Source organism: Agrobacterium sp. 6Ca8 (assembly GCF_055382765.1).
The window spans coordinates 387,510-410,414 of sequence record NZ_AP026435.1 but is presented as its reverse complement, the minus strand read 5'-3'; the positions used below and the strand labels follow the sequence as shown (position 1 = coordinate 410,414).

The window sequence follows — 22,905 nt, the reverse complement described above, 5'->3', positions numbered from 1 at the left end:
GGACAAGGGTTTTATGGTTCAATGCTGTCATCGTCGAATACCCCGCTAACAGGTCCCACCGACCGGCAAACGTCCATCGCGTTCTTTGAACGCGCCTCCACCGTTTTTCCAGGCGGTGTCACACGCGCGACAATTGAGCTGGATCCCCACCCGATCTTTGTTGCCTACGGGGAAGGCGCGTTTGTGACCGACGTCGACGGACACCGTATGCTGGATCTAAACAATAACTTCACGACCCTGATCCACGGACATGCCTATCCCCCAATAACTGAAGCGATCGCCGGACTACTAAGAACAGGCAGTTGCTTTGCTAATCCGATGAACCATGAAATCGATCTGGCCGAATTGCTAGTAGGCAGGATTCCGGCTGTTGAGCAGGTCCGCTTCGTCGCGAGTGGAACGGAAGCCGTCATGTTTGCCATCAAAGCCGCTAGAGCAACGACCGGCCGGGTCGCAATCGCTCGGGTGGAGGGTGCGTACCACGGAGCATATGACTGGGCGGAGGCGGGCCAGCACGCATCGTCGAATACGCCCTGCGCCGCCTATCCAGGCATGCCAGCAAGCGTCATAGATGACGTCGTGCTCCTCCAATTTAACTGCCCCGCGCAGTTGGAGCAACAGATCGCGATGAATGCCGGGCGCCTTGCCGCTATTCTTATCGATCCGATGCCCAGCCGGGCAGGTCTCATAGAGCCGACACAGGAGTTCATCGCAACAATCAACAAGGTGGCGAAGCAACATGGGATCGTCATTATCGCGGATGAAGTACTGAACCTCCGCCAGGGCTTCGCTGGAGCGTCAGCGCGCTACGGTCTGGAGCCGGATCTCGTCACAATGGGGAAGATCATCGGCGGTGGCTTTCCAGTAGGGGCAGTCGGTGGACGTCAGGAGATCATGTCGGCCTTTGGCAAGCAAGGAAGCAAGGCACCATTGACGCAAGGCGGAACTTTTTCTGCAAATCCCGTGTCGATGGTCGCTGGCCGTCTTGCGATGGAAGCCCTGACGCAAGATGCTTTCCAACGTCTCGAACATATGGGCAACCTGGTTCGCGAGGGGTTGAGGTCACGCATCGAACGTCACGGCGCAAATCTGAGCGTGACGGGAGCGGCTTCGCTTTTTCGAATACACGCCAAGAAAGTGGCGCCGGCTTCTTACCAGGACAGCATTCCGACAGCTTCGGAAGACGTCGTTCTGAAACTGCTGCGCAGGCACTTTGCAAACAATGGGATCTTGATGCCCTACGGTGCCGCTGCGTCGCTATCAACGCCCATGACGGACAATGACATGGGTGACATTGTTTCCGTCTTTGACGATTTCCTCGTAAATCTCGATCGACATGCCTGGGAGGCCGCATAATGGATACTGCAGTTCATGAAACAACCGTCGCTGAGCGTATTGCCCAAGCGTTGAGGCGCCATGATGTGGAGGTGATCTTTGGACAAAGCCTTCCGTCGGCGGTCATTTTAGCGGCCGAAAAGATCGGTATAACGCAGATTGCCTATCGTCAGGAAAACATGGGTGGCGCCATGGCCGATGGTTACGCCAGGCGTTCGGGCAAAATCGGGATCGTGGCAGCCCAGAACGGGCCCGCGGCGGCGCTGCTGGTTGCTCCGCTGGCTGAAGCACTCAAGGCTAGCGTCCCGGTCGTTGCACTTGTCCAGGATGTGGAGCGTGATCAGACTGATCGGAACGCGTTTCAGGACCTCGATCACATCAGCCTCTTTCAGTCATGCACAAAATGGGTTCGTCGTGTTTCCGTGGAAGAGCGGGTAGACGATTACATCGATGCCGCGTTCACCGCCGCCTCGTCTGGCAGAGCAGGTCCCGCAGTCCTGCTTCTTCCTGCGGATCTTTTGCGATCCGTATCTACTACCCCTTCAAGGAGAAGAACGAACAATCTCGGCCATTGGCCGCTCGACAGATCACGTCCCGCCGACAAAGATCTTGATATCGCTGCGAAAGCGATTGCGAACGCACGCGCACCTGTCGTGATAGCAGGCGGCGGCATCCACGCCTCCGGGGCTGCCCAGCAGTTGCGACTGCTGCAGGACGAATGCTCGATACCTGTGTTCACAACGAATATGGGCAAGGGCGCAGTTGATGAGTGGCACCCTCTTTCAGGAGGCGTACTGGCATCTCTTGTCGGTCCGAAGTCACTGGGTCAACACACGGTCGAGATCGTTCGCGAAGCGGATCTTGTCGTCTTAATCGGCACGAGGACGAACCAGAATGGAACAGACAACTGGCGCCAGTATAGTCCCGATGCCCAGATTATTCACATAGATACCGATCCACAGGAGGTCGGCCGGAATTTTGAGGCAATTCGTCTTGTTGGTGACGCACGGGAGACCTTGGCCGGCCTACGCGAAACGATCAGGCTTTGTGACTTGCACCTCAGAACCGTTTCCCGAGAGGCCGTCTGCAACCGTCTTCGCGAAAGCTGGAGGAAATTCAATGATGATCGCCGAGTCTATTACAGCTCTGAGGCCTCACCGCTTCGTCCCGAACGGATTATGGCCGAACTTCAGGGAGTTATCGATGAAAACACCACAGTGGTGGCGGACGCAAGTTATTCATCGATGTGGGTCCTCGGACAACTCAGAATTTCTTCCGAAAGGACACGTGTGCTCACCCCGCGGGGTCTTGCAGGACTTGGGTGGGGAGTTCCCCTTGCAATCGGAGCCAAGGTCGCCGCACCTGAGAGCGATGTTGTCGCGCTGGTGGGAGATGGGGGATTTGCGCACAGCTGGGCCGAGCTTGAAACACTGGTCCGCATGCAAATTCCGATCACGATCATCGTGCTGAACAACGGAATTCTTGGCTTCCAGCGTGATGCCGAAACTGTAAAATTCGGAAAGTACACAACCGCCTGCCATTTTGCAGAGGTCGATCACGTCAAGATTGCACACGCGTGCGGATGCGATGCGGTCCGGGTCACGCAACCGCAGGACCTCAAGGCCCATATGCAAAAGGTCAAGAAAAGAAAGTTGCCGTTGCTGATAGAGGTTATGACCGATCCTGAAGCTCACCCGGCACTTTCTCTCTTTGCTCAGATGGACAGTGCGGCATGACGAGAGATCGCCAGAGCCGAGTCGCAGTGGTCGCCGGAGGCACGTCAGGTATCGGACTGTCGGTTGCACGACATTTCCTCGGTATTGGCCACAAGGTCGCGGTTTTTGGGCAGACAGAAAGCGCGGCGAAGGCCGCGCGCTCGTCCTTCGAGGCTGAGATAATATCTAACCAGCTATTGGTCGGTTGTTGCGACGTCAGAAATCCAGGCGAGGTTGCCGATTTCTTTCGCGATGTCGAAACCTTGTGGTCGTCCACTGCGCTACTGGTTTATTGCGCGGGCATTTCGCCGAAAGCAACGGACGGTGTGGCCAAGCGATTTACCTCGGTTGACCTGGACGAGTGGAATGATGTGCTGGACGTGAATTTGACGGGCGCCATGCTCTGCTGTCAAGCAGCCGTACCAGGTATGGTCGAGAAGGGATTTGGCCGGATTGTCCTCATCGGCTCGCTTGCAGGTCGAACACGGCCTATGATCGCCGGCGCGGCATATGCAGCATCAAAAGCCGGGCTTGCTGGCCTGGCCCGTGCGCTCGTCAGCGAATTTTCAGCCGACGGTATCACAATCAATGTCGCCGCTCCGGGTCGCATCTTGACGCCAATGGCGGGAACCGCGGCGACGCCAGTCAATCTCGACGCAGCAAAACGAATACCCACCGGGCGACTAGGAGAGGCTGAAGAAGTGGCACAGCTGGTCGGCTTTTTGGTCTCCGATGAAGCCGCTTTCATCAATGGAGCGATCATAGACATCAACGGCGGCGAGTACACGCCCGCCTAACCCACAAATTGTCAGACGCAGAAAACAAAGCGAAGGGAGATGCTCGTGCGTCACTCGATCTTAATCCACACGACTGACCCGGAGCTCTACCTGATTTTGCGTTACATTCTCGAGCAGGCCGGCCACGACGTCGACCTGCTGCCGAGCCTCGACATGTTTTTACCGGATGATGCGAATAGTCAGCCACAACGCCGCACGGTACTGATCTGCCTTGCAATGGACGATCTGCTCCGCTCAGCGGTTCTTATAAAGAAAGAACAGCCGGACATTCGAGTTGTCGGCTTCCCACTTGACAATAAAAAGATAGACGGCGTTCAATCATCCGTATTTGACTATCTGGTGAGGCGCCCTTTTGACCCCGGCAACCTGCTTGAGTTTCTCAAGTTTGGCCTGCGTTGCAACACAACCGCACCAACTGATGTCAGCGTTTTTCTCGATGACGTGGAAATCAATGTTGCATCCGTCCGGGTCCGGCGGGGTGAGACGCACATCAGTCTATCGCCCCTGCATTTCAGGATCCTGTTGTATCTTGCAAGAAACACAGACAGGGTCGTCAGCCGTGACGAACTCATCCGGAATTGCTGGCCCGAGGATGCCGATGTCGAACCGCGTACGGTGGACATTCACATCGGCAAAATAAGACGGTCTTTGAACCGACACGGCCATAACGTCATCAGAACCGTGCGCTCCGCAGGATATTCGGCGAAAAAATTATAATCCGGCGCACAATTCATACGTCAGTAAGCGACCGAAAAACTCTGGCCCAAAAAAGAAAATCGCGATCCCTCCCGTCGAGGCGTGCATCAATAGCACTGAAGGCAACGGCGAGCGCGGCATCTGTACCGAAAATCACTCTGGCAATTGCCGTGGCGTCGGCTTCATCGCAAGACGTGAGAATGTCATCGCCGGCGCTATCGGCAATGCCTGTACTTTTCCAACTACGCATGTAACCTCCGAGCCACCCGGCGCGGAACAACGAATATGCCGGGCGTTCAGGCTCGTTTCAGAGATGCAGAGCGCAGCGCCTGCATGTTCGCCCATGGCTATTCGATCAGGTCACGGCTTTCCCGCCCATAAAGCGCAATGGGCCTCAAGAAAGCATCTTTATGATGTCACATAATACGCTCCGACTTCAAGCGACTTGCCGGAATATCGAGGATAATTTGTTGATTATTCTATTTTACATAGATAGCTACCGGTGATTGCATTATTTTTTGTGACATCATATGACGGCTACGAACAGACGTTATGTATTAAGGATCTGAGATGCAGCACGGGATAGAAACCAAAGCCGCAGTCGCAATTCTTACGGAGAACGCGGACTATTTTGCAATGCTCAAGCACATTCTCTCTACGGAGGGCACGCGGGCGGTTCTCTGCGATAGAAACGAAATCGGCGACAAAGTTGCCCAGCCGGACATCGTCGGACTGATCCTCGATGTGGATCGCGATCACCATGGGGCAGCCATCATCTGCCAACGCATCAAATCGTGTGACAAGACGGAAAACCTGCCAGTACTTGCCATCATTCCCAACGGCGACACCGAAGTCTATATGGAACTCATGCGTGCAGGCGCGGATCAGTGCCTGATCCGCCCATTCTGGCCGCCACATCTCCTGGGCTTTCTCGAAGGCATAAACCCTGTACGGCAACAGCCAGTCGCGACAACGTCACAAAACGCATCCCTTAAACTTGGCGAAATCGAGCTTTGGCCAGAACGCAAACGCGTTTTGGTTAGCGGCGTCGAGCTCACTTTGGGACCGATCGAGTTCAAATTGCTCGAACACCTTCTTACGGCTCCCGGGAGAGTGTTCAGTCGAGACGAGTTGATAACAGCGGCGTGGCCGAATGAGGTTTACGTGCAACCACGGACGGTTGACGTTCACATTGGCCGTATCAGGCGGCACCTGAAGAAAGCGGCGGGCTTCGACATCATCAGAACTGCGAGATCAAGCGGCTACGCCATCGATGTAGCCGCGCAGCCGGCGTAGCGCCGTTCTGGTTTATGACGCCAAAGGTTTACAGAGATTTCTCAAAATCTTCCGAGAGCGTTTGTTGATCGTTGCGATAATTTGCCGATCCTGCATGCATCTTTTTGGTTAGGGGACCTGAGAAATGTTGACCGACAAAACGCTGCAGCACGCAAGCCGAAACACCAGGGGATTGATAGATCATGCCGAAGACTACTTCAACGCGGCTCACCAGCAAGGCTTGATGGCCCTATATGCGCGGCCAAGGGCTGCGAGGCAGGTAGACATCGTTTTTGACGGCTTTCCATCACAGCGCATCACTGATTTCGTGCGTTGTTCATATCTGGGCCTCGACAATCACCCGCTCGTCATAGACGGCGCGATCAAGGCGATTGAGGAATACCGGGCACTGCACTGGTCATGTGCAAGGACCCGACTGAATTTTGCAATCCTCCGCGACTTGGAAAATTCGCTTTCAGATCTCTTCCAGGCGAGGGTCATCACCTACACAACGGTGCTGGCGGCGAACATGGGAGCATTACCTATCGTCGCCTCCGGACACCTCACCGGCGGCATCAGGCCGATGATGGCTTTTGACCGCCACGCGCACGCAACACTCGCCTTTCACAAGGGCACAATTGCTCTGGAAACGCAGGTCCGTACGTTGGCCCACAATGATCTAGATGCATTGGAGGAGTTGTGCCGGTCCAACAGGGCCGTGGCTTACGTTTGCGACGGCGTCTACTCGATGGGTGGAAACGCGCCCATTCGGGATCTGCGCTTCTTGCAGGATCGATACGGTCTGTTTCTCTACATCGATGACGCCCACGGCGTATCAATCTGCGGGAAGGACGGTGAAGGATTTGTGAGGTCACAATACGGAAACGAACTCGGCGAGCGAACGATCATAGCCGCGTCGCTCGGAAAGGGTTTTGGCGCCTCGGGCGGAATGTTGATGCTTGGTACGGCGCGTCAGGAAGAACTATTCCGTCGTTTTGCTGTCGCGCACGCTTTTTCTGCGTCATTGAATGTTGCGGCAATTGGTGCAGTTTCAGGTTCGTTGACAATACACCGCAGCGATGAGCTTTTGCGAAGACAGTTGGCTCTTAGTTCCAATATCGAACTTCTGGACTCGATGTTGGTGACAGAGCAAAGCGGAGCTCCCTTGCCAATTCGGACGGTGAACCTTGGCACCGAAGAGCGTGCCGTCAATGGCACCCGGGCGCTGCTCGATCGGGGAATTTACGGCTCGGCGATCTTCTTCCCGACAGTTGCGAAGGGGAAGGCCGGCATTCGCGTTTGTGTCACCTCGGACCATACACCTGAGGAAATCACGGGACTTTGCGCAGCTCTGTCAGAGATCATGGATGACCAGGCAATATCGTAAGTCCGCATCAGGCTTTAGTCGCTCAGAAGGCCGGTCTTGCGAAGAGAATAAGCGGCGGGTTTTGCGGATAGCAACATTTGTTGCCAGCAAAGTGTGATGTAAACTACAGATTGAGGCGGACGAATCCAGCCTGTTGCGGAGAAGAGAAGACATTTGCCGACCATGAAAACATCGCTCGATCATATTCCTCCGCAAATACAAACGGAGCTCCAGCGTGCGCTGGAGATTATTCACGAAGAATTCGAGGATGCCCTGGAGGGCGGCACGGCGAAATTCAAAAAGCGTGGCCGCATCCTGAAGATCATCCTCTTTGGATCCTATGCCAGGGGTACGCAGGTGGACGAACCGTTCACATCCAAGGGGTATAGATCTGATTTCGATCTGCTTGTGATCGTCAACAACCGCAAGCTGACGGATTTTGCGGAATATTGGTACAAGGCTGCCGACAGGTTGATCCGTGACAAGATGATAAAGAGGCCCGTGCAGATCATCGTCCACTCGCTGCGAGAAGTGAACACATCCTTGCAGGCGAGCCAGCATTTCTTTTCCGACATCCGCAAGGAAGGCATCGCTCTCTACGAGTTGGACGATAAACCTCTTGCCGAACCCAAGATGTTGACACCGGAAGAGCACTTGCGAGTCGCAAAAGAGCATTTTGACCATAGGTTTAACGCGGCTTCGAAATACAAGAAGGGGTTTGACTTCTACAACCGGGAAGGAGATATCAATGAGGCAGCATTCCTCCTCCATCAGGCGATCGAGCAGGCTTATGCTAGCGTGCTTTTAACGCTGACGAACTACACGCCGGCGTCTCACAACCTGAAAGTCCTGCGATCCTTCGCAGAAGAACGGGATCGTCGACTGATCGAGGCCTTCCCTCGCGATCACCATCGGGAGAGAGCATGGTTCAATACGATAAACGAAGCATACGTAAAAGCACGCTACTCAAGCCAGTACAAAATCAGTCAGGAAGCGCTTGACTGGATTGGCGAGCGAGCAACACTGCTGCTCAGTCTGGTGGCCGAGGTATGCCGCGATCATATATCGGCGCTTGAGAGAGACGCCGGTCGTGAGATTGCCGAGCAAGGCGCGGCTGAAGAATAGCGGGCTAAAGCGCTTTCCCAAATTAACTTTAACTTGGTAGTGGACCTTGGCGGCTAGCGGCACCGTCGTTCATTAACCGCGCGTTGGTGGAGTTCCGAATGAAGAATCCGGGAAGGAATGATGACCGTCAAACTGTTGTAACGTGACTTTGACCGTCTGTTGCGTCGCATCGAAGGTGTCGTGCAGTATCCTCGCTGTCATTTTCGGAAAACTCTAAGTGTATTACAAAACGATGTTTGCGTTACAAGCTGCAGCTGCTCCAGCCTTATTGTTTTCTGATCAGTCGCCGAGAATTTCTTATGGCCAAACACATTTCCGAAACGTTCGTGTCGATCCCGAATTCGGATCGGACGATCAATCTGCTGTGCGCAGCCCTGCGGGGTTGGTCTTTTTCAACTACCACCAATCATTCCGAACGACTTCTTACCTTTGACGACGGGAGAGTCATCATCACCAACTTAGACGGTAGCCTACACCTTCGTGTGGAGGCCGAGGATCCTTTAACACTCCTCGGGATGCGGTCCGTGCTGCAGGCAGCCCTCTATAAGGTCGCTACCAACATGCTTCCGAATCTCGAATGGCACCGCGCCGATGGCGAGCCCCTCGAGTGACCGGGCCACAGGTAGAGAGCGCCCGCTACGGATAATACAAGATGGCTTCGGATCAGATAGCCTCTCAACTTTCCCGGAAAGATAAGCGAGTTAAGGGCATAGCCGACAAATTTGTGAAGTTGCCTATCCCCGCCTTCCGGCAAATCTCCGCCACCGGCACGCCGTCTTCGCCCTGCTTAAAATGAACGGCTTCTGGGCGTCCAAGAACTTCGATGCCTTCATGCTTCCGCTCCTTTTCCTAACCGGGAAGTTATCGCGGAAAACTCCAAGTATGAACTGGTCCAGTTTTCAGGGATCAGAGCAGTCATGAACATTGTGCTGCGTACCCGTCGTCCTTGGAATAAGGGAATTTTGGTCGGCCAAAAGCGACCACTTCAGCCCAAGACTGTCTTGTCGATCCGCGTTCGACTTGAAATGAGCGGGGCGCACCGAGAACTGGCGCTCTTCAATCTTGCCATCGACAGCAAGCTCCGCGCCTGTGATCTCGTCAGGCTTCGGGTCGAGGACTTGTGGTCGGGTAGTTCGATCCGGGACCGCGCCACCATCATCCAGAAGAAAACCATACGGCCCGTACAATTTGAGGTCACCGAGCAGACTAAAAATTCCCTCGCCGCCCGGCTTCCTTTCGTTCGAAGCAATGGTGGCAGCTATCTGTTTCCCAGTCTCAGAAAAACATCGCAGCATCTATCAACAAGGCAGTACGCTCGGATCGTGCATCAATGGGTTGCTTCCGTCGGGCTGGAAGCCAGCGCCTACGGCATCCACTCAATGCGGAGAACGAAGGCGGCGCAAATTTACAAGAAGACTGGCAATCTCCGGGCTGTCCAGATTCTGCTTGGTCACACAGAACTTGAAAGCACAGTCCTATACCTCGGCGTGGAAGTTAATGACGCGCTCAGGATCGCTGGGCAGATCGAGCTTTAAAGCAAATGACCATCGGCAACAGCCGATGGTCTGCCTCGCGCCAATTGCGGCCGTCTTGCAAGCTTGTTTTAAGGTTCAGCCGAAGTAACCCGATATGCCATTCCCAGCGATCGCGGAGCAGTTTCTTTGAAGCCAAATTTTTCGTAGAGTTTGTTCGCCGGAACGTCGGCGATCAGACTGACATAGGCCGAGACGGGCAGCTTTCGCGAGACATACGACATGATTGTCTGCATGATGGTTTTTCCCAGTCCTCGTCCCTGATGGTCGGGATGAACAGCGATGTCGACAACCTGGAAAAAGCAGCCTCCATCGCCGATCAATCGCCCCATCCCGATTGCCGCGCCTTGATGCATGACAACGACCGAGTAAACCGTACCCGTTAGCCCTAACCGGGCAGCCTCTGGCGAAAACGCACTTAGCCCGGCGACAGAACGAAGATGCAGGTACTCTTCCACCGTCGGCAAACGGGACGCGGTGCTGTATTGCGATTGTTCCATCTTGTCGGACACTTTCCAAATTGAGCCCATAAAGTAGCGATTATTTGCCACTCCAAACGGTCAGTTGTAAATGGACGTTCAGGACCGAGCTCGACTTCCTCTCCGGGCCGAAGGTCGTCTTCTGCTTCGCGCCAACAGCGGTCATCGGCTGTCACTGACCGCTTTGTTTAGCGTCGCTAGTTTGACAACACAAAGCATGCGTAGGAAGAGCGCTGGAGCGCCTGGCACGCAGACATGGCGGAAGATCGGCTTGAGAAGCCAGAGAATCGTACCCGATAGAGGGTGTCTGAACCGCTGTTGACCATTTCAGTATATGGGGAAATCTCGTTAAAGGCGGCAAGAGCGTCTACCTGAGCTTTGGCAAGAAGGCTCTGTGCAGCTCGGTGCGAATTTGTCGCGGCAATCTGGACTATCCAGCCCCTTCCTGGGATCTCAGGCCGCGGTGCAATCGAATTAATCACTTCGTTGGAGACCGGAGAATGTTCCCTTACGGCCGCTACAGGGAGGGGAATGTACCCTTGCGGAAGATCGAACTCGCTCTTCATCAATGCCTGGGCAACTCTCGTACCCCTTCTAACCGAGGCGGCCGGCATGGCCTCATCCAGTAAGGCGGCCATGCGGTTGTCGCGGCTTCGAGCGGTCTTGCCTCCGAGCACGACGCCGACGACGTGCTTGCCGTTTTCGTTGACCGCAGTGACGATGTTAAACCCCGACGCGTTGATGTATCCGGTTTTTATCCCATCCATGCCTTTGTAGCGATACATCAGATGGTTATGGCCTTTCACAAGCTTGCCCCTGAAAGAAAATGCTGGTGTTGAGAATAAAGCATACTCTTTTGGGAAATCCAGCATCAAGGCAATCGCAAGTCCCGCCATGTCGCGGGCTGTTGTCACCTGAAGCTTGTCCGGTAGGCCGGAGCCGTTCCGAAACACGGTCTTCTTCATGCCAAGCTGGCGCGCTTTCCGCGTCATCATTTGCCCAAAGTTCGTTTCCGAGCCGGCAAGATGATCGCCGATCGCCTCGGCTGCATCATTGGCTGATTTCACCATCATGCCGTAAACGGCTTCTTTAACTGTGATTGTTTTGCCCGCTGGCACGTCTAGCTTGAATGGAATCGTCGCGGCTCCGTTATTCGTCATCACAATGCTCTGATCCCATCGCAGGCGACCATCGTGCAGGGCCTCAAAAACCAGATACAGTGTCATCATTTTCGTCAGGGATGCGGGGTGATTCAAAGTGTCCGCATTCTGCGAACGCAGAACTTTTCCATTGTTGGCGTCGATAATCAGATGGGCATATCCCGCGTGAGCCGATGCCGTAATCAAGGCAGCATTGACCACGACGGCCGCAAGAAGCTGAATCAAAGGTGCCGGTCGCATGGTGATTTTTCCTCTATGCAATAAACAATCAAACGATGGTTTTGACCCGAAGACGAGCATTCAAGCCAATGAATACGAAGGGCCGCGTTCGATCTTTATCGAAGGTAGCGGCTACTTGGTGTCAGTCGCGGGAGGCAAGGCAAGGATCTAGCAAAACATGCTGGTCATCTTGAATCCTCATGCCGCCCCGGACGGTGACGACCTCGCCGAGACGCATGTCGTTATCCGAATAGGTTACGCACAACACACGAATGCCTGGCTGGGAGCAGATACCGAGATAAAAGAGCACGCCGTCGGTATCAACGATCGTCAACGGTCCAGTTGCCCACAGATCGACCCGCTGATCGCTTTGGGGCCGAAAATTTCGGATGGCTCGGCTGAGGTCCCCGCATGCCGCTGTTTCCTTGGGCGTTCCCTCCGAAAATGTCAGACCCGGCCTACCGGGATAGCGATCCTCCTGCGCCGTCGTCGACGACGCGCAAGCCAAGAGGGCGATCACATGTAAAAACAGGCGTTGCATATTCAATCCTCCGATGAATGATTGCGTGAGATCGGCGCTGAACATCTGACAGTTCAAGGCAGCGAATAGGATTGACCGGGTGGCACCTCGAACGAGGGCAATTCCCCGAGCATTGGAAGAATGCGGCTGAACACCGCACTGCCAGTCGGCACGGCGTTCCACCCGGATGTGCGAAAGCCGTGGGTTTCCGGGAGCCCCTTCGGCTCGTCTAGAAGCGTGAGCACTAGGAATTTCGGGGCATCGACGGGGACCAAGCCCATGAACGATGTGATGTTCAGGGTTTTCGAGTAGCGGCCGTCGACGACTTTCTCTGCCGTGCCCGTCTTCCCGCCTATCCGGTATCCCGACACTCTGCCGTTCCGAGCGGAGCCAACCTCGGCGTTCAGCTGGAAAAGATAGCGCATGGCCTGCGTCGTTTCTGCCTTGACGAGGTCCGTGCCAAGAAGACGGGGCGCCAGCTCCGACGCCTTGATGAAGGTGGGCCGGATGAGCTTTCCACCGTTGACCAGGGCAGCCACGCCGACACTCGCCTGGAGCGGTGTGACCGCAAGGCCGTGGCCGAAAGAGGCGGTCGCCGTTTCGATATCGTCCCAGCGCTTCGGTAGGATCGGCGTGGCTGATTCCGGCAGTTCCGTCCGAAGGGTTTCCAACTGTCCGAATTGCTGGAGAAAGCGCCTATGGGCTTGCCTGCCGATATCCAGAGCCATCTTTGCCATCGAGATGTTCGAGGAGTAGATGAATGCCTCCGGGAGGGACAGGGGCCTGTACTTGCCCTGGAAATCGTGGATTCTTGCCCGACCGAAAGCGAGTGGCTTGCTGGCATCGATCACCGAATGGATCGAGTATCGGCCGGAATCGATCGCCATGGCGGTGGTCAGCGCCTTGAACGTCGAACCCATTTCAATATTGGCCGCGGCAATACGATTGATGCGATCGGGCTTCAGCGCGTCTGAAGGCGCATTGGGATCGAAGTCCGGCAAGGATGCGAGGGCGAAAACCTCTCCGGTCTCGACCTGGAGCACGAGCCCTGCCGCCGCGTTGGCGGAATACTTCTCGATTGCCTTTCTCAATTCAGCCTCGAGGGCATGCTGCACGCGGAGATCGATTGTGGTGACCACAGGCTCCAACGCATCCGCTGAAGTGTCCATGCCACTTGCGCGAAGATCCGCCAGGCCTTCCGTCTCCATCCACTTCTCAAGCCCGGATATGCCGATGTTATCGACATCCACCGCGCCAAGCACATGGGAGGCCAGTGCTCCGTTGGGATAGAAGCGCTTCGTCTCGCTTCGGAAACTGACCGCCGGCACGCCGGCGTCCCACAACGCCTGTTCTTCGAGCGGCGTTATCTGCCGCTTGATCCAGGCGAAGTGCGTCCGCGCGGCAAGTTTGTCATAGAGTTGACGATGATCGATCGCCGGAAACACTGCAGTGATCCGCTCGACCGCCTCGTCGATATCGACGATCAGCCTGGGTATAGCAAACGCGCTGGAAATCGGGACATCCATCGCCAGAATAGCGCCATTTCTGTCCAGAATTGCAGGACGGTGGTTCGCGGCGACCTTCGACCCGTCGGCAAGCAGGGGAGGCTCCAGGAGACCGAGAAACGCAAGGCGCAAAAGCATCATCAGAAAGAGGCTGACGAATGCTGCCGTCATCAGCAAGAGCCTGCCATTTCGGCTCCGGCCGCCTGGCCGCGGCGTTGATCGCGAGGTGCGGCGCATCTCAATACAGGCCGCCGGTGCTGCGCATCAGCCGGTCAAGCAATGCACCATCGAAATTTCCCGACGATGAACCTGCCTTGGCGTCCGCCGTGTCGGCAATCACGTCGCATGGGGCCACACAAGCGCCTGTTCCCGGCTTGAACGCTTCCAGAACCGAGCCCGATTGCTCGTCTGTGGCCGTGCCGCTTCGCAGGTCGACGCGCTGGAGGAACATGCCTTCCGGACGTTTGAAGGTGCCTGCCTGCCGGCCAGCGAGCGCCGTTTTCATGAAGTCGATGAAAACAGGCGCAGCGAGACCACCTCCGGTTTCACCGGAACCCATGGGGGTCGGCGTATCATAGCCCATGAAGACACCCGTCACCAAATCCGGCGTATAGCCCACGAACCAGACGTCCTTTTCGTCGTTTGTCGTACCCGTCTTCCCCGCGAGCGGCACTCCGAGCACGTTCACGCTCCGCGCCGTGCCGCGCTGGACCACGCCTTGCAGCATCGAGGTGACCTGGTAGGCGGTCATCGGGTCGAGCACGTAGTCCTTGTCGTCCACCAAGGTCGGTTCCGGCTCACCGTTCCAAGGCGCAGCGTTACAGCCCTCGCAGCGCCTCCCATCCTGCTTGAAGATTGTCTTTCCGTCGCGGCCTTGAATCCGGTCGACGAAGGATGGCCGCACCTCTCGACCACCATTGGCGAAGACGGCGTAGGCCGCGACCAGCCGCATCAGGGTGGTTTCACCCGCACCAAGTGACATCGGAAGATATTCCTTCAGATCATCGTAGAGGCCGAAGCGTTCGCTGTAGTCCGCCACCACATCCATGCCGACGGCGCGGGCGAGCCGCACAGTCATCTGGTTGCGACTGTTTTCGAGACCGGTCCTGAGCGTGGAGGCGCCGCCGGAACGACCGTCATAATTCTTGGGTCGCCACAGCCTGCCTGCACCATCGGGAATGGCCAGAGGTGCATCCAGCACCAGGGTTGCGGGGGTATAGCCGGCGTCGAGTGCGGCAGCATAGACGAACGGCTTGAACGAGGAGCCGGGTTGACGGAAAGCCTGGGTCGCACGGTTGAATTGTGATTGCGTATAGGAGAAGCCACCCGCCATCGCCACGACCCTCCCGGTCCGGGCCTCCATAGAGACCAGCGCGCCCTGGACCTGCGGGGGCTGGCGCAGGCGGTGCCCCTCTTGCGTCTTCTCGACGTACACGACATCACCCACCGAAAAGACGTCGGACGCATCCTTCGCGCATCGTCTTTTGCCTTTCATGCGGCCGCAAAGTGCCCAACCGAGCGCTTTCAGATCCATCTCGATAGGCGCTTCGGCGCCGACATCAAGCCGCAAGAGCACCCCCTTCGTATCAACCCGCGATACGAGGGCGATGCGCCACTCGGGAACGTCGACTAGCGGTGCAATTGTTTCGGCAGCCGATGGCCAGCTCCCTGCGTTATCCAGATGGAGCAGCGGTCCGCGATAGCCCTTGGCCTGATCGTATTCGACGAGCCCCTTCTGCAACGCGCTCATCGCCGCATGTTGAAGATTAGGGTCCAAGCTCGTGCGCACGCTGAAGCCGGCACGATAGAGTTCCGCCTCGCCGTACTTCGCCAGCAAAAACCTGCGGACCTCTTCGGTGAAGTATTCCGCCTTCTGGACGGCCGGCTGGCTTTCCCGGACAACGACGTCCAACGGTTGCGCCATGGCCCGGAGCGTCTCGGCTTTGGTGACAAATCTGTTCGCGAGCATCTGCTCGATCACCCAGTTTCGGCGGGCGATCGCTCGGTCGTGAGCCTTAACCGGATGGTAGTTATTTGGTCCTTTCGGCAGCGCCGCGAGATACGCCGCCTCGGCGATGTCGAGATCGGCCACACTCTTGCCGAAATAAGTCAACGCTGCCTGTGCGATGCCGTAGCTTCCAGCGCCCAGATAGATATCATTGAGATAGAGCTCAAGCAGTTGGTCTTTGGTGAAGGCCTGGCTCATGCGGACTGCGAGCAGCATTTCCTTCACCTTCCGTTCGAATGTCCGGTCATTCGTCAAAAGGAAGTTCTTGGCTATCTGCTGCGTGATCGTCGAGGCACCGATCAGGCGACCGCCGCTCAAGCTATTTTCGACATTCGAGAGCAAGGCCTGTCCGATGCTGAACGGATCGACACCGGAATGGCTGTAGAAATTCTTGTCCTCGGCGGCGAGAAAAGCGCCCCTTACCCGCAGCGGCACAGCCCCGATCGGCATGAAAAGACGCTTCTCGCGGGCAAATTCCGCCATTAGCGTACCATTCCCGGCGTAAAGCCGCGATGTGACGGAGGGTTTCCAGTTGGCGAGCATGGTATGGTCGGGGAGACCGGCGCTGAAACTTGCGACCAAGAGATAAAGCATCAGGGCGAGCGCGAGACCCAGATTGATTCCGGCACTCAAAATCGCTCCAAGAAGCTTCATCCCTTACTCCATTCTAGATCCGGCCACCGCCCGCCAAGAGACCAATCTGGAGGCAACAGAAAGCGAGCCTCACTTTTCGTGAGACGCTTCGCTTCTTCTTGGCGAGCTGATCGTTCCGCCGCGTTCTTCTCGAGATCGGCCGTTTCGGTAATGGTTTGATATAGGGGTTGAACCATCCGCACAAACGACGTTATCTGGGATTAGATGCAAATTTAATTTGGGTAAACATGGTCCGTCCACATCTTCCTCTCAATGCGCTCCGCGCCTTCGAAGCCTCCGCAAGGCATTTGAGCTTCACGCGGGCGGCGATTGAACTCGGGGTTACGCAGGCGGCAGTCAGCCATCAGGTCAAAATTCTCGAGGAACGACTTAAGGTTAGCCTCTTCAAACGCATATCACGCGGCCTGATGGTGACTGCCGAAGGCGAGGCGCTCCTGCCAGTCCTGCGCGACTCATTCGACCGCATGGCCGATATGCTGGAGCGCTTCGAGGGAGGATACGTGCGGGAAGTCCTGACCGTCGGAGTGATCGGCACATTCGCGGTAGGATGGCTTTTGCCACGTCTCTCCGACTTTCAGCTGCACCATCCCCAGATCGAACTGAGACTGTCGACCAACAACAATCGCGTGGACATTGCCGCAGAGGGCTTGGATTTCGCGATCAGGTTCGGGAGCGGCGCCTGGCACAACATCGAGGCCGAGCATCTGTTCGAAGCTCCTCTCTCGGCAATCTGCATTCCGGAGATGGCCAAAGAACTGAAGCGCCCGGAAGACCTTTTCAGAAAGGTTCTCCTGCGCTCCTATCGCGCGGACGAGTGGACGGGATGGTTCACCGCCGCCGGTGTGGGCGGAGAGCCGCCGATCGCCAGGGGCATGATGTTCGACTCGTCTCTGGCGATGATCGAAGCGGCATTGCAAGGCGCGGGGGTCGCGCTGGCGCCGCCGCTCATGTTCCAGCGGCAACTGACGATGGGTTCCCTACAGCAGCCGTTCGATGTTTTTGTCTCGCGCGGGAGCTATTGGCTCACTTCGCAAAAATCCCGAAGTGAAACATCGGCAATGACAGCATTCAGGACGTGGCTTTTGGAGGCAGCCGGTTCTGTCGCGACCGGACCTCACGAACACGAGGATGCAAAGATAATCTTGCCCTAGGCATTAGAAAAATTAGGGAGAGCCAACAGCGAATGTTGGCTGCCCTCTTCGCGCCGGCAGCGCCGACGAAGAAAGTATTGGTTGCTCGCAATCCATCTCGACAGCGGCTTCTACTGCAAGACTTCGTCCTATCGCCGGCCGAGCGTGTTGACGACGATGACCCCGCGCAGCGCCAAGGAGCCACCCAGCAGCGTCCTCGCCTCAGGCTCCTCCCCGAGGCCGGGTGAAAGCGAGAAATACGGCGCATGGCGGAATGAGATAGAGAAACTGGCCTGCCCGCGCCGCGCCGAAATGTTTGAGCGCGTACGTCCAGCACGACTGACCGATGGCCGCAGGCGCGACGGCAAGAAAGACGACCGCGCCGACAGTTGACCGCGAGGCTGCGGCGAGCTGCTCGATCCCTACGGGAAGCCACGGGCAAAGGGCCACGATTCCGGCAATAATAACAACGGCTGTCACGGATAAGGGGTTATGCGCAAGAAGCGGCCGTTGCAGTACCGAATAAGTCGCTCCTTACGCTCCAAGCTGCTTTTCGATCTCTATGGGCCGGACCGATTAAAGCGAGGGCGCCGTTCAATCCCTGGAACTTTTCAGGAAGTTTTCAGCCGGTTCTCAGGACTTTGCGCTTCTCCGTGATCAGGATGTCGGAGGATTGACCGCCAGGGAACGTCGACAACAAAGATCGTCGCCTCGATGGCGTGTTGATCATCCCAACTTGATCAACCGGATGAGATAGCATGGACCTGAAACTTCAAGGAAAGTCCGTCATTGTGACGGGTGCCACTGGCGGCATTGGACTGGAAATCGCCCGCACATTTTCAAAGGAAGGTGCACTGGTCACCATTCCGGGCCGCTCACAGAAGAAACTTGATGCGGCACTCGGCGATATCCTGGCATCCGGCGGAGCCGGTGTCAGCGGCGTGCTGGCCGATCCGGCGACGGAAGCGGGCGTCGAAGCCCTGGTCGCCGCCGTGCCGCAGATTGATGTGCTGGTGAACAATCTCGGTATCTATGAGGCGAAGTCCTTCCAGGACATAAGCGACGCCGAGTGGCGGAACATGTTCGAAGTGAATGTGATGAGTGGTGTCAGGCTGTCGCGCGCCTATATGCCAGGCATGCTTGAGCGCAACTGGGGCCGCATCGTCTTCATCTCCAGCGAATCCGGGCTGATGACACCGGGTGAGATGGTTCATTACGGCATGACGAAGACGGCGCAGCTTGCCGTTGGCCGCGGTCTTGCGATTACGGCCAGAGGGACAGGCGTCACGGTCAATTCAGTCATGCCTGGACCCACCCGCTCAGATGGCATTTTCGATTTCCTGCGGGGCATATCGACCGATCCAAATGCGACGACAGATGAACTAGAAGCCGCCTTCTTTCAGCATCATCGACCAAGTTCGCTGCTGCAAAGGCTTATTCGCCCCGAAGAAATTGCAAGCCTCGTTGCCTATGTCGCGAGCCCGCTTGCATCTGCCACGAACGGGGCGGCATTGCGTGTCGATGGCGGGGTGACCCCAACAATCGTCTAGACACTTGCCTGCAGCCGCTCCTGCCAGAGGAGAGCACCCTGCTGCGCGGAAAGGGTCTTTGCCCCCTCAAAGACCGCAGCGGCGTCCAAAGCCATTGTAGGCCCTCGCCGCGACAAGGCGAGGCCCTTCAAACGCAGGAGTTCCGGCAGGCACCACAACTCCTTCGTCCGTCCGGCACGATCGATGGCCTCGTTGAGGATATTGAGACCAGCCGTCTCGTCACCGGCCGAGAGGTGAGCCCTGGCAAGCTCGCCCATCAGACCGCAATGGTACATGGAAAAAGGCACATCCCGGCTCGCGGCGAGCGCCGCCTGCAGCTTGATGATACCGCTTTTGAGCGAGCCGGTTCGGGTTTCCAGGCACGCTCGATAGGCCTCGGACCAGGTCATCCACACTGATAATCGGTGAGCGTTGGAAACGTCCACGAGCTCCTGGCTATAAAGCGCTGCCGCCTCAAGATGACCCTGGTCGAGCGCCAGCGGAATCGATGCTTGCGCCAGCGCGTGGCAGATCGAATAGGTGTGGTCCAGTTCCACCGCGCGTTCGAGCGCCTGCCGTGCGACGTCTAGTGCTCGCACGACATCGTTTCGCAGCCAGAGAACGCGCGCATAAAAAGCCAGGCCCGCGACCTGCTGATCGAAATGGTAATGGCTGGTCGGCAAGTTGCCGACGGGTTCTTCATATCCCTTTAGGAATTCCTCGAGCTCCGCTTGCGCCAAATGCTGTTCGCCGACGAGGTGATGAATGGAGCCCCGCACACGGCAAGCAATCAGACTGTCGATCCTGCTCCCCGAAACGGTAGTGACGTTCGTCAGTTCTGCCATGCAGCGCAGTGCATCGTCGTTCAGCCCCGCATTGACGCTCGCGACCCCTAGAGCCCAAAGCGATCTGGTTTGCGCTCCACCATCACCAATCCGCCGCGCCTCCGCCAGACCCTGCTGAAGAACCTCTCGCGTCGAGGGCGTCGAGCCGCTGACATAGAGAAGTGCGCAGCCACGCGCGACCGCCAGCTTGACCAATTCATGCGAAAGATTCGGATGATCCAGAACATGACGACCAGCCTTGTCGGCAAACTCCAGCAATTCGGTAACCAGGGACAAATGCAGCCAAAGGGGTTCGGCAGCGACAACCAACAGAACGGCTGTCACTACATCATTTCCCTCGCCCAGCGACCATTCCAGGGCCTGCCGGAGGCCAGGCAGGTGCGGCCTGTAGCGTGCGAGCCATTCCACGGTCGTCAGCTTTGCAATGTCTGCCTCCAGACGCCCGAAGATCCCGAGCACAAGAGCGGCCTGCCGGGACGCCACCGCGGCATATTCGCCGGCATCATCAAGACGTGCGCGCGCAAACTGACGCATGGGTTCAAGCAGATGAAACAGGCTGCCCTGCTCCGTCGCCTCGACGGTAAGCAGGGACTTGCCAACCAGCGAGGACAGAACGTTCACGAGCTTGCCCCTCGGCATGGCGGTGACTGCCGCCGCTGCCTCGGCTGTAAACTGCCCGGATAGCAGACTGAGCGCCCTGAACACCATCTGCTCCGGCGGTGTCAAAAGCCTGTAACTCCATGCGATGGTCGCCTCCATCGTCTGCTGCCGGGGAACGGCGGCGCGCCGGGAAACGCCGAGAATAGACAGGGAGGTCGCAAGTTCACGCAGCACCTCTCGCACGCCCAATGTGCGTGCTGCCGCTGCCGCCATTTCAATGGCCAGAGGAATGCCATCGACCCGGCGGCAGATCTCGACCAGTTGCGACAACTCCATTTGAAGCACCAAGGGACCGCCAGCGGTGAGGAGACGTTGCACAAATAGCTGAACCGCCGTGGACGAAAGACATTCCTGCAGCGGCGCCCCCTCTCTCGGCAGGCCAAGTGCCGGAATGCCTATGATCCGCTCGCCGTCGACCTCCAGCGCCTGCCTGCTCGATGCCAGAATGCGGACGCCCGGACATCCCGACAGCACCTCAAGCGCTATCGCTGCCACCGCGTCCAGCAGGTGTTCGCAATTGTCGAGGAGAAGAAGACAGGTCTTGCCGGACAGCGCCTGCACGAGAGACCGAACATCCCCCGGATCGCTCAGATTGACGTCCAAAACACCGGCGATCGCGGGACTAATGAACCGCTCGCTGTCGACGGGGGCAAGTTCCACCATCCAGACACCATCCGGGAACTGCTCAAGCAAGGCTAAAGCCGCGACCCGCGAGAGCCTGGATTTCCCAAAGCCGCCGGGGCCGATTAGCGTGACAAGCCGATGCCGATGGAGAGACGCGCAAATTTCAGCCTTGAGATCATCGCGGGCCACAAGACTGGAAAGATCGGGTCTAAGATTGGTCGGCGGCGGCAGGCGCGACGCTTCCACATCCACAAGACAATAGCCTTTCCCGGCAACTGTCTTGATCAGGTTTCGGTCGCTCCCGAGGGAGCGCCTCAGCGCGTGAATCTGAGCCTCAATGGCATTGTCATTGACAAAGCGCCCCTTCCAGACACGCTCGATCAACGCGTCCTTTGTGACGATCGCACCTTTTGCCTCCACCAAGGCAACGAGAACATCGAAAGCACGGCCGCCAAGCGAAATGACGTCATGCCCGCTGACCAGACATCGGCGCTCCCGGTCGATCGCATAACGGCCAAACATCGGAACGAGCATCTCCATCGGTTAGCGCAGCAGTTGCCAATGCGGCTTGTTTTTCAGAAGTTTTAAGATCCTCATAAGGACTTCAACCTTCGGCACCGTCAAGATGCACCCGCACCCGGAAGATGAACTGCATTCTGGGGCATAGCTTTACCCGTCACAGGCGCGCAGTTCACGCACGGAAATCTTGCTGCCAGGAGTTGCCCCATGAAACTGCTTTCCACCGTCGCCATCAGCGCGACACTCTTAGCCGGCACCGCATTCGCGGATGTCCAGCCCTTCCCGAAAGACTTCCAAACGAAGATGATCAAGGTGAAGGACGCCGAGCTTTACGTGCGCGTCGGGGGGCACGGGCCAGCCGTCGTTCTTCTCCACGGATATGGCGAAACCGGAGACATGTGGGCTCCCTTGGCCGCACGTCTCGCTGCCAAGCATACGGTGATCGTGCCGGATCTGAGAGGCATGGGGCTGTCGTCGCATCCGAAGAGCGGCTTTGACAAGGCAAATCAAGGTCATGACATTACGTCGGTTCTTGATGCGCTTCATGTCGAGAAGTTTGATCTCATCACTCATGACATCGGAAACATGGTGGGCTTTGCACTGGCGACACAGAACCCGCAACGCGTCACGAGCTTTACCCTCATGGATGCCCCGGTGCCCGGAGTGGGCCCTTGGGAGGAGATTCTGAAGAACCCGCTGCTCTGGCATTTCCGCTTTGGCGGTCCGGACATGGAGCGGCTCGTCGCGGGACGCGAGCGGATCTACCTAGACCGGTTTTGGAATGAATTCTCCGCCGATCCGAAGCGGTTCGATGAGGCCTCGCGAAAGCACTATGCAAAACTCTACGCCCGGCCCGGCGCCATGCATTCCGGCTTTGCGCAATTCGCAGCCTTCGATCAGGATGCCATCGACAATCGAGCCTGGCTCGCCAAAGGTGAGAAGCTCAACATGCCCGTACTGGCCGTCGGCGGCGAGAAATCCTTCGGCACGACCATGGCAACGGTCATGCAACCGGCCGCCTCCAATGTTCAAGGCGCTGTGATTAAGGCGTCCGGCCACTGGCTGATGGAGGAACAACCGAAAGCCACCGTCGATGTCATCGAAAAATTCATCGACAGCAAGAAGTAACGGCAGCCCAGCCCGGCTTCGTCCCAACCGGCCACGTCCTGGCCCCATGAGCGCGTGTTTTCAAACTCTGTCAGAGAAGGGCCT

At 57.1% G+C, this 22,905-nt stretch carries 19 protein-coding genes and 2 pseudogenes; 12 read left to right on the top strand and 9 right to left on the bottom strand.

Annotated features, from left to right (window positions below):
• Window positions 1-21: 21 nt before the first annotated feature.
• From ACZ5A6_RS25660 to ACZ5A6_RS25645, 4 genes are read left to right on the top strand one after another with little or no spacing between them, the layout of a single operon-like run.
• On the top strand, window positions 22-1,356 hold the full coding sequence (locus tag ACZ5A6_RS25660) for an aspartate aminotransferase family protein (RefSeq protein WP_111791100.1): 1,335 nt from the start codon (window positions 22-24) through the stop codon (window positions 1,354-1,356).
• Window positions 1,356-3,071 (top strand): acetolactate synthase catalytic subunit, encoded by a 1,716-nt coding sequence (locus ACZ5A6_RS25655; RefSeq protein WP_111791099.1) that lies wholly within the window; start codon window positions 1,356-1,358, stop codon window positions 3,069-3,071. Before ACZ5A6_RS25660 ends, ACZ5A6_RS25655 begins: the two co-directional genes overlap by 1 nt.
• Window positions 3,068-3,847 (top strand): SDR family oxidoreductase, encoded by a 780-nt coding sequence (locus ACZ5A6_RS25650; protein WP_111791098.1) that lies wholly within the window; start codon window positions 3,068-3,070, stop codon window positions 3,845-3,847. Before ACZ5A6_RS25655 ends, ACZ5A6_RS25650 begins: the two co-directional genes overlap by 4 nt.
• A 39-nt stretch (window positions 3,848-3,886) precedes the next feature.
• Window positions 3,887-4,564, top strand: coding sequence for a winged helix-turn-helix transcriptional regulator (locus ACZ5A6_RS25645; protein WP_111791097.1), 678 nt, complete (start codon window positions 3,887-3,889; stop codon window positions 4,562-4,564).
• A 13-nt stretch (window positions 4,565-4,577) separates the two neighbouring features.
• On the opposite strand, the gene ACZ5A6_RS25640 is transcribed toward ACZ5A6_RS25645, so the two are convergent.
• Window positions 4,578-4,793: a hypothetical protein gene (locus ACZ5A6_RS25640; protein WP_041694754.1), complete on the bottom strand. Its 216-nt coding sequence runs from the start codon at window positions 4,791-4,793 to the stop codon at window positions 4,578-4,580.
• 320 nt (window positions 4,794-5,113) lie between these two features.
• On the opposite strand from ACZ5A6_RS25640, the gene ACZ5A6_RS25635 reads away from it, so the two are divergent.
• The 4 genes from ACZ5A6_RS25635 (at window position 5,114) to rctB (ending at window position 8,920) form a co-directional block, all read left to right on the top strand.
• Window positions 5,114-5,839, top strand: coding sequence for a winged helix-turn-helix transcriptional regulator (locus ACZ5A6_RS25635; RefSeq protein WP_013637366.1), 726 nt, complete (start codon window positions 5,114-5,116; stop codon window positions 5,837-5,839).
• A gap of 124 nt (window positions 5,840-5,963) precedes the next feature.
• Window positions 5,964-7,205, top strand: coding sequence for an 8-amino-7-oxononanoate synthase family protein (locus ACZ5A6_RS25630; RefSeq protein WP_111791096.1), 1,242 nt, complete (start codon window positions 5,964-5,966; stop codon window positions 7,203-7,205).
• A 162-nt stretch (window positions 7,206-7,367) separates the two neighbouring features.
• On the top strand, window positions 7,368-8,309 hold the full coding sequence (locus tag ACZ5A6_RS25625; protein WP_111791095.1) for a nucleotidyltransferase and HEPN domain-containing protein: 942 nt from the start codon (window positions 7,368-7,370) through the stop codon (window positions 8,307-8,309).
• Window positions 8,310-8,608: 299 nt separating this feature from the next.
• Entirely contained in the window at window positions 8,609-8,920 is a 312-nt protein-coding gene (rctB, locus tag ACZ5A6_RS25620; protein WP_111791114.1) for an SMa0974 family conjugal transfer regulator, read from the top strand.
• Between the two features lie 112 nt (window positions 8,921-9,032).
• Here rctB and ACZ5A6_RS25615 read toward each other — a convergent pair.
• A pseudogene (locus tag ACZ5A6_RS25615) lies at window positions 9,033-9,142 on the bottom strand (IS3 family transposase); the annotation flags it as partial.
• An 84-nt stretch (window positions 9,143-9,226) separates the two neighbouring features.
• Here ACZ5A6_RS25615 and ACZ5A6_RS25610 point away from each other — a divergent pair.
• Complete coding sequence (locus ACZ5A6_RS25610; protein WP_112497535.1) at window positions 9,227-9,844, top strand: tyrosine-type recombinase/integrase; 618 nt, start codon at window positions 9,227-9,229, stop codon at window positions 9,842-9,844.
• Window positions 9,845-9,912: 68 nt separating this feature from the next.
• On the opposite strand, the gene ACZ5A6_RS25605 is transcribed toward ACZ5A6_RS25610, so the two are convergent.
• The 5 genes from ACZ5A6_RS25605 to ACZ5A6_RS25585 form a co-directional block, all read right to left on the bottom strand.
• The gene (locus ACZ5A6_RS25605; protein ID WP_112402689.1) at window positions 9,913-10,371 is read right to left on the bottom strand and encodes a GNAT family N-acetyltransferase; all 459 of its coding nucleotides are present in this window, start codon (window positions 10,369-10,371) and stop codon (window positions 9,913-9,915) included.
• Window positions 10,372-10,517: 146 nt separating this feature from the next.
• Window positions 10,518-11,720, bottom strand: a complete 1,203-nt coding sequence (locus tag ACZ5A6_RS25600) for a serine hydrolase (protein ID WP_111791048.1) — start codon at window positions 11,718-11,720, stop codon at window positions 10,518-10,520.
• Between the two features lie 121 nt (window positions 11,721-11,841).
• On the bottom strand, window positions 11,842-12,285 hold the full coding sequence (locus tag ACZ5A6_RS25595) for a hypothetical protein (RefSeq protein WP_112497611.1): 444 nt from the start codon (window positions 12,283-12,285) through the stop codon (window positions 11,842-11,844).
• Between the two features lie 8 nt (window positions 12,286-12,293).
• A complete protein-coding gene (locus tag ACZ5A6_RS25590; protein WP_464111441.1) occupies window positions 12,294-13,895 on the bottom strand; it encodes a peptidoglycan D,D-transpeptidase FtsI family protein in 1,602 nt (533 codons plus the stop codon).
• Window positions 13,896-13,962: 67 nt separating this feature from the next.
• Entirely contained in the window at window positions 13,963-16,386 is a 2,424-nt protein-coding gene (locus tag ACZ5A6_RS25585; protein ID WP_111791051.1) for a penicillin-binding protein 1A, read from the bottom strand.
• 227 nt (window positions 16,387-16,613) lie between these two features.
• Between ACZ5A6_RS25585 and ACZ5A6_RS25580 the strand changes: the two genes are divergently transcribed.
• Entirely contained in the window at window positions 16,614-17,537 is a 924-nt protein-coding gene (locus ACZ5A6_RS25580) for a LysR substrate-binding domain-containing protein (protein ID WP_111791052.1), read from the top strand.
• Between the two features lie 128 nt (window positions 17,538-17,665).
• On the opposite strand, the pseudogene ACZ5A6_RS25575 reads toward ACZ5A6_RS25580, so the two are convergent.
• A pseudogene (locus ACZ5A6_RS25575) lies at window positions 17,666-18,047 on the bottom strand (EamA family transporter); the annotation flags it as partial.
• 227 nt (window positions 18,048-18,274) lie between these two features.
• Between ACZ5A6_RS25575 and ACZ5A6_RS25570 the strand changes: the two are divergent.
• Window positions 18,275-19,066: an SDR family NAD(P)-dependent oxidoreductase gene (locus ACZ5A6_RS25570; protein WP_111791053.1), complete on the top strand. Its 792-nt coding sequence runs from the start codon at window positions 18,275-18,277 to the stop codon at window positions 19,064-19,066.
• Here ACZ5A6_RS25570 and ACZ5A6_RS25565 read toward each other — a convergent pair.
• Window positions 19,063-21,696: a winged helix-turn-helix domain-containing protein gene (locus ACZ5A6_RS25565; protein WP_162690707.1), complete on the bottom strand. Its 2,634-nt coding sequence runs from the start codon at window positions 21,694-21,696 to the stop codon at window positions 19,063-19,065. The two genes, ACZ5A6_RS25570 and ACZ5A6_RS25565, sit on opposite strands and share 4 nt — an antisense overlap.
• 204 nt (window positions 21,697-21,900) lie before the next feature.
• On the opposite strand from ACZ5A6_RS25565, the gene ACZ5A6_RS25560 reads away from it, so the two are divergent.
• On the top strand, window positions 21,901-22,821 hold the full coding sequence (locus tag ACZ5A6_RS25560; protein WP_111791055.1) for an alpha/beta fold hydrolase: 921 nt from the start codon (window positions 21,901-21,903) through the stop codon (window positions 22,819-22,821).
• Window positions 22,822-22,905 lie beyond the last annotated feature (84 nt).